Origin of the sequence: Bacteroides sp., assembly GCF_030151085.1 — a bacterium.
GTDB lineage: Bacteria > Bacteroidota > Bacteroidia > Bacteroidales > Bacteroidaceae > Bacteroides.
Map to the genome: position 1 here is coordinate 110981 of NZ_JASLER010000034.1, position 7254 is coordinate 118234.

Below are 7254 nucleotides of genomic sequence, written 5' to 3' on the forward strand. Positions count from 1 at the left end.
AGGGCTTACGGACTACAAGACGATTGACTTCAGCAGCCCAACGGCTCAGTCCTCCTGCATGAAGTTCGTCCTCACCCTGCCCACCCCCACCGGCATCACCCCCACGAAGATCACCCTTGCCTCGGCCGATGGTAGCACGTGCTTCTACAGCAACAACAGCAGCAGCTCTGCCACCGCCAGGCTGGAGCTGGGGCTAGGCGGCTTCGACCCCACCACAAGTGATGCAAACACTATCACCGCCTACATGATGATGAGCTGCAAGGATGTGACCCTGCCCGCAGCCGGCATCACCGTAACCGTAACTACCGCAGACGGCAGCAATTACGCCCGTACCATTGATGCACCGTCGGTAGCCGGCAACGCCGTAGTCCTCGCCGGCGGCAAGACGCACACCATCACCGTGGGCGACATCACCTCTTGGACATACCCGTCCATCACCACCACCTACACCGACGCCACAGTAGCCAGCACCTTCCTGTACACCGCCGACGGCACCGCTACCAAGGCCGGTACCGCCACCAACCCCTACCTCATCCAAAGTGCCGCGGACTTGAAGATGGTGCAGGACATTACAAATGGTGTTATCACTAATGATACCTACAAAAACAAATGCTACAAGCTGACGACTGACATCACCATCGCCCTCTCCACCGGCACAAGCTGGACGCCGATAGGAAAAGACTATGACGATAAAAACAATTTCCAAGGCACCTTCGATGGCGACGGACATAGCGTGACGGGAGTATATATTAATACCAACCAGCAATATGTAGGCTTCTTCGGCTATGTAGAGAAAGGTACAGTAAAGAACCTGAACGTAACGGGCGATATAACATCTACATACAGTGATGAGGGATCTGTTGGTGGCATCGTCGGAAAACTCTACGGGAACTCCTATGTGATTGGATGCAGTTATAGCGGTAGCATAACAGGCACCAAGTATAACATAAAGATAGGCGGTATCTGCGGAAATGCATATGACAGCTACGTCATCGGGTGCTACAACACAAGTACTGTGAAGAGCATTCAGCAGCAGAATAGCTCACACTGCGGAGGCATTGCAGGAATCACCGGTAGTGGTAATGACCGCATCATCGGGTGCTACAACACAGGTGCTGTAACCGGCACTAACAATACAAAAGTCGGAGGCATCGTAGCAGCCAATCAAGGCAAAGTAATGGGATGCTACAACACTGGCAGCGTAACCGGTACTAATGCAAGCAGCGCATCTTGCGGTGGCATACTTGGAAATAATAGCACCATCACCACTAGCACCACCGGCTGTCTATGGGTGAAGAGCACCGCTACCGGCACCGCCACAACCGGCATTGGCAAAGAGACCGACGCCGGCACTATCACTCCTTTCGATGACATCGCCACCCTGAACAGCGACACCAACATCGGCACCCTGAACGCCGCCATCGATACTTGGAACAGTGACACCAGCGACACCACCAGCCCCAAGTATTGCCACTACAAGTTTAAGGCAGGCACAGACACCGCCACCACCCCGCCCACCTTGACGGCGGAAACACCCTAAAGAGAACCTATTAGGATAAGTCTATCCTAACGGCTGATTTGGTATTGTTTAGCCAAATTTACTAAGAGAGAGGGCAGGCAGCAGGTCGCTTCAGGTTAGGGGAAGCGGACGAGCTGCCTGCCTAATTCGAAAAAAAATTGGTGGCTTAATGACTTCCCCCGGTTCACCCCGGGGGATTTTTTGTAGGCACATGCAACATCCTACAGAGAAAAGCGTTACCTTTGCACGTGTACCAACTACAAAAATAGGATCGTCATGGAAACAAAAGGCATACCCTACGGACTGAGCGACTACACAACGCCGGCTATCGATAATTGTTACTACGTGGGCAAAACCCACTTCATCTTCATCCTCCTCTTACCCCTCGTCTTCCTACTCATAAGCTGCACTTCTCGGTCGACAGAGACATTGGACACCTCTGCCCCAAAGCACCTCATCGACTCGCTGGAAACCCGCTGCAACGACAGAATCATGCAAACCGACTCCCTGCGCCTTGAAGCCGAAAACTTCATGCAACACACCCGGCCCGGAACATCAGAATACTTCCATGCCCGCCAGTTCTACATCAACTCCTACTTCAACGAAAAGGACTACGACCGCGTGCTGCAGCTGCTGGCCGAGACTGAACAGATGACCGGCTACAAAGACCTGCCCGGCACGCAGGCCGACTACCTTTACACCCGCTCGCGCTGCTACCAGTTCACCGGACGCTATGACGAAGCCATCACCATATCCCGCCAAATCATGGATTTAGTGCCCGCCCCGGGCGACACGCTGGCTCACGAAAACATCCGTAGCCGTGCCGTAGGAGCCATGAACAACGTGAACAACATCTTCTACTTCACCGACCGCACTGCCGCAGGTGCCGACTGGTTCTTCCGCCTGCGCCGCAATCCACCCGCCCTGCTCAAGGAGTGTTGCCTGCGCGACATGATGATATTCGAAGGCTACCTCAGAGGCCTTGCCAAGCAACCCGAACGCGCCGAAGCCGTCATGGATAGTGCCCGTGCCCTGCCGGTTTATAGGAAGACAGCCGAAAATACCTTCCGCGACTGTTCTTTCGCCGCCAGCGTATATTACTCCCTTCCTCACAGGCAAGAGGAAATGGAGCGTCTGCTGAAATATGCCATCTCCGAAGGACGCAAAGACGGCTACATACCCGGTGTGCAGTGGGCTATGAATCTCCTGGGAATGAGATATGACGACCTAAACCGGTTTCAGGATGCCATACAATTGCAATACCAAGGATTGGAGATAGGAGCACAACTAAAGGATACTGCATTGTACGCACGTTGCTATTACGGCCTAAGTAAGCTGTATTACAAATGGACGCTATATCCTCAAGCAAAGTACTACATCGACAAATGCCTACAATGGAAAGAAAGCAACCTGATAACCACCACCGACCTTGGAGGATATTATCTGATGCAATCCATTATTCGCCAGAAAATTCCCGGATATAAGCGGGAAAAGCTACTGCAAACACTGGCATTGGCAGACTCTTGCTCCAATTTCACACCTGCCGGTAAGAGCAGAAAGTCACTCATCGCTCTGAATAAAGCCTACGAATGGATAATGGACCGGCCTTATGAACCCCAAAAGGGATTGGAGCAAATAGATAAGTACTACGAACAGGAAAACCAAGTAAGAAGAGGTAGTGCCAATGCCCTGCGTACAATTGCCCTTATCCGCCTGGGACGCAAAGCCGAAGCTCGCAACGCATTGCTTTCCATCGAAGAATATAGTAATTTGGAATACTTCGAATGTTTGGATACGCTGATGAATCACTACCTGGGGCAAAACGACGAGCAAGCCATCCTTCACCTTACCCGCTTGCGAGAACCCCTTCTAAAAGGCTACATGGAACAGAAAGCACGCGAAACCATGATTGGTGCCGATGTCCGCTATAAGACTGTGCAGAAGGAACAACAGAACCAGCTGCTCACTGCCGAAGTAGCCTTGAAGAGTAGCCGCATGCAAACGATCGTCATCTTGGGATGCGCACTGTTGCTGCTCCTCTCCGCCGGATTCCTGATACGCCAGCGCACCTTGAAGCTGCGTCTCCGCCTCCGTGCACAAGAGCAAGAGTTCTCCGAGAAACAATTGCAAGAGCAAGCCGAACGCCTACGCCAACTCATTGCCTCCCGACAAGAATTGAATACCCACAACGAAGACCTGCTACGCCAGCTTGCCGAGGTGCAATCCACCCGCGACAAGAGTTGCGACCTGGACAGTGTTCTTGAGAAGCTACAGCCCCGTCTTTTTACCCGCGAAGAAGAAGAGTCGTTCCGCCGGGCATTTGCTTCATTATATCCTTCAGTGTTGCACAAGTTGCGCTCCATTTGCGCCAACGTCACCCGTTCCGAAGAGTTGCTGTGCATGCTCATTGTGTTGAAGCAGACCAACGAAGAAATCTCCCGCACGCTGGGCATCAGCCGCAGCACGGTTCTTCAAAATCGCTACCGACTGCGCGTTAAACTCGGTCTTCCCGAAGGGGTGGATATTGACGCCGAAGTGCAGGCAATGCTGCTCACCTCCTAAATAGACTGAATAGACTTTGTACAAGAAGATTTGGTGCTCTTCAAAGAAAGAAATGAATATAAAATCTGCAAATCATTACAAACAATTATCAATCAATAGAAAAGTAATCCTCATCGTGATTACCCTTCTACTGATTGGCTATATTTTTTGTCTCCCCAGCCAATTATTCAACGTCTCCTACTCCACCGTAGTTGCCGACCGCAACGGCGAACTCCTGGGAGCACGCATTGCTTCCGATGGTCAATGGCGGTTTCCTCCACGTACCACTACACCGGAAAAGGTAAAACAATGTCTACTCACTTTCGAAGATAAGCATTTCTACTACCATTGGGGCGTTAATCCGTTATCTATCGGCAGAGCCATTTATCAAAATCTAAAAAGCAAACGCATTATCAGTGGCGGAAGTACCCTTACCATGCAGACCATACGATTGGCTAGGAATGAATCACGCACATTTGGAGAGAAGTTTATTGAAATACTATTAGCAACACGTCTCGAATTTCGTGCATCCAAAGAAGAGATACTATCCATGTACGTCTCCCATGCTCCTTTCGGTGGCAATGTAGTGGGATTGGATGCAGCTGCCTGGCGCTACTTTGGACATCCCGCAGAAGATTTGTCTTGGGCAGAATCAGCTATGTTGGCAGTACTGCCTAATGCGCCATCCATGATTCATCTTTCCAAAGGGCGCAAAGCATTGTTAGACAAAAGAAACCGACTTTTGAAAGCACTTTATGAAAAAAATACGATAGACCAATCAACATACGAACTGGCTATCAGTGAACCGCTTCCCGATGAGCCTCATCCGCTTCCACAAGTAGCACCGCATCTGGTAAGCCGCTTCTATCAGGAGCAGAATGGAAAATATCTTATCTCTACGCTCGACAAAGACCTGCAAGTCCAAATAGAGAACCTGGCAGAACGTTGGAGCAATGAGTTTAATCGCAGCGACATACGAAATCTAGCCATTCTTGTGATTGACATTTCAACAAACCAAGTAGCAGCTTATTGTGGTAATGTACATTTCGGACAGAAGCAAACCGGCAACCAAGTCGATGTAATACAAGCTCCAAGAAGTACCGGAAGTATTTTGAAACCATTCCTATATTATGCTATGCTGCAAGAAGGTAGCCTGCTACCTCATACATTATTACCGGATATCCCTATCAATATAAACGGTTTTACACCCCAGAATTTCAGTTTGCAGTTCGAAGGAGCTGTTCCTGCTTCGGAAGCCTTGGCACGTTCATTAAATATTCCTGCCGTTACCATGTTACAGAGATATGGAGTACCCAAATTCCATAACTTCCTCCGCCAAGTGGGTCTGAAAACACTAAACCGCCCATCTTCCCATTACGGGCTCTCTCTAATCCTGGGTGGTGCGGAAGCAACCCTATGGGATGTAACAAACGCCTATGCCAATATGGGACGTAGTCTTTTGAAACTTCCTCAAACCCGCAGTACTTTATTAATTTCTACGGAAAAAGCCACAGATGAACCGGATATTTTCCAACCAGGTGCCGTATGGCAAACTTTTGACGCCTTAACAGAAGTGAACCGTCCCGAAGAAATCGATTGGAAATCTATTCCCTCTATGCATCCCGTTGCGTGGAAAACAGGAACAAGCTATGGTTTCCGTGATGCTTGGGCGGTAGGTGTGACTCCTCGATATGCCGTAGGTGTATGGGTAGGAAATGCTACCGGAGAAGGGAAGCCCGGTTTAGTAGGGGCCCGAACGGCAGGTCCGGTTCTGTTCGAAATATTTAATCTTCTTCCCTCTTCCTCCAGATGGTTTGAACGCCCTACCGGTGTCTTTGTAGAAGCTGAGATATGCCGCCGTTCCGGTCACTTGAAAAGCCGTTTTTGTGAGGAGGTAGATACGATGCTCATTCTCCCTGCCGGATTGAAGACCGAGGCATGTCCTTATCATCATCCCGTCACTTTATCCGCAGACGAAACTCACCGTATCTATGAAAATTGCGCAAATACAGAACCGACTATTCAGAAATCATGGTTTACCCTCCCTCCTGTTTGGGAATGGTATTACAGGCAACATCATCCGGAATACAGTCCTCTGCCTCCCATCAAACCCGGTTGTGGAGAAGATTCAATGCAGCCCATGCAGTTCATTTATCCTCCAATGAATGCACATATCGCTCTGCCCAAGCAAATGGACGGTAGCAAAGGTTTCATTACCGTAGAACTTGCCCATAGCAATCCCAACACAACCATCTTTTGGCATCTAGATGAAACTTATCTGACTCAAACGCAAGATTTCCATAAAATCTCATTGCAACCCTCAATAGGTAAACATTCTCTTACAGCTGTGGATAGTGAAGGAAATTCCGTTTCTACTACTTTCTTTGTGAAATAACACATATCGTAAGACTTCCTTGCGTACCTGCCAAAATCGTACATCCTTAAACATTAAACATCCATTTTTAGAGTATTTAATAAAAATACCTAAAAAGAGGGGGTACATGTTCGCCAAAAAGTATCTACTTTTGTCTTCTGAAATGATGTCCTTAATGACAATATGATTAATTTAACAACTCTAACCCCTAAATCCTATGTTGACTCAACTTATCAACGCACGTATCCTGACCCCACAAGGATGGCTTAAAGATGGCTCTGTTCTTATCAGAGACGGAAAAATTCTGGAAGTAACCAATTGTGATCTGGCTGTAATCGGTGCACAATTAGTAGATGTAAAAGGTATGTATGTACTGCCCGGCGGTGTAGAAATTCATGCTCACGGTGGTGGTGGACGTGATTTTATGGAATGTACCGAAGATGCTTTCCGTGCTGCTGCCCAAACCCACATGAAATATGGTACTACCAGTATTTTCCCAACACTTTCCTCTTCTACAGTCCCCATGATCGAGCAAGCCGCCGAGACTTGTACAAAGCTGATGGCAGAGAAAGATAGTCCCATCCTTGGTTTGCATCTTGAAGGCCATTACTTGAATATGGATATGGCAGGAGGTCAACTTCCTGAAAATATCAAAAACCCGGACCCCAATGAATATATCCCCATCGTAGAAAAATGGTCATGTATCAAACGTTGGGATGCTGCTCCTGAATTACCGGGAGCCATGCAATTCGGTAAATACATTACAGCAAAAGGTATTCTAGCCTCGGTTGCTCATACTCAAGCAGAGTTCGAAGATATT

General features: G+C 48.7%; 3 protein-coding genes and 1 pseudogene. All 4 read left to right on the top strand.

What is annotated here, in order from left to right; all coding sequences use genetic code 11:
* Positions 1-244: 244 nt before the first annotated feature.
* Complete coding sequence (locus Q1W14_RS06195) at positions 245-1540, top strand: hypothetical protein (protein ID WP_300699965.1); 1296 nt, start codon at positions 245-247, stop codon at positions 1538-1540.
* Positions 1541-1948: 408 nt separating this feature from the next.
* Complete coding sequence (locus tag Q1W14_RS06200) at positions 1949-4081, top strand: hypothetical protein (RefSeq protein ID WP_300699966.1); 2133 nt, start codon at positions 1949-1951, stop codon at positions 4079-4081.
* A 52-nt stretch (positions 4082-4133) separates the two neighbouring features.
* Positions 4134-6455 carry a penicillin-binding protein 1C gene (pbpC, locus tag Q1W14_RS06205; RefSeq protein WP_300699968.1) on the top strand — a complete coding sequence of 774 codons (2322 nt, stop codon included), beginning with the start codon at positions 4134-4136 and terminating at the stop codon, positions 6453-6455.
* Positions 6456-6651: 196 nt separating this feature from the next.
* A pseudogene (locus tag Q1W14_RS06210) lies at positions 6652-7254 on the top strand (amidohydrolase family protein); the annotation flags it as partial.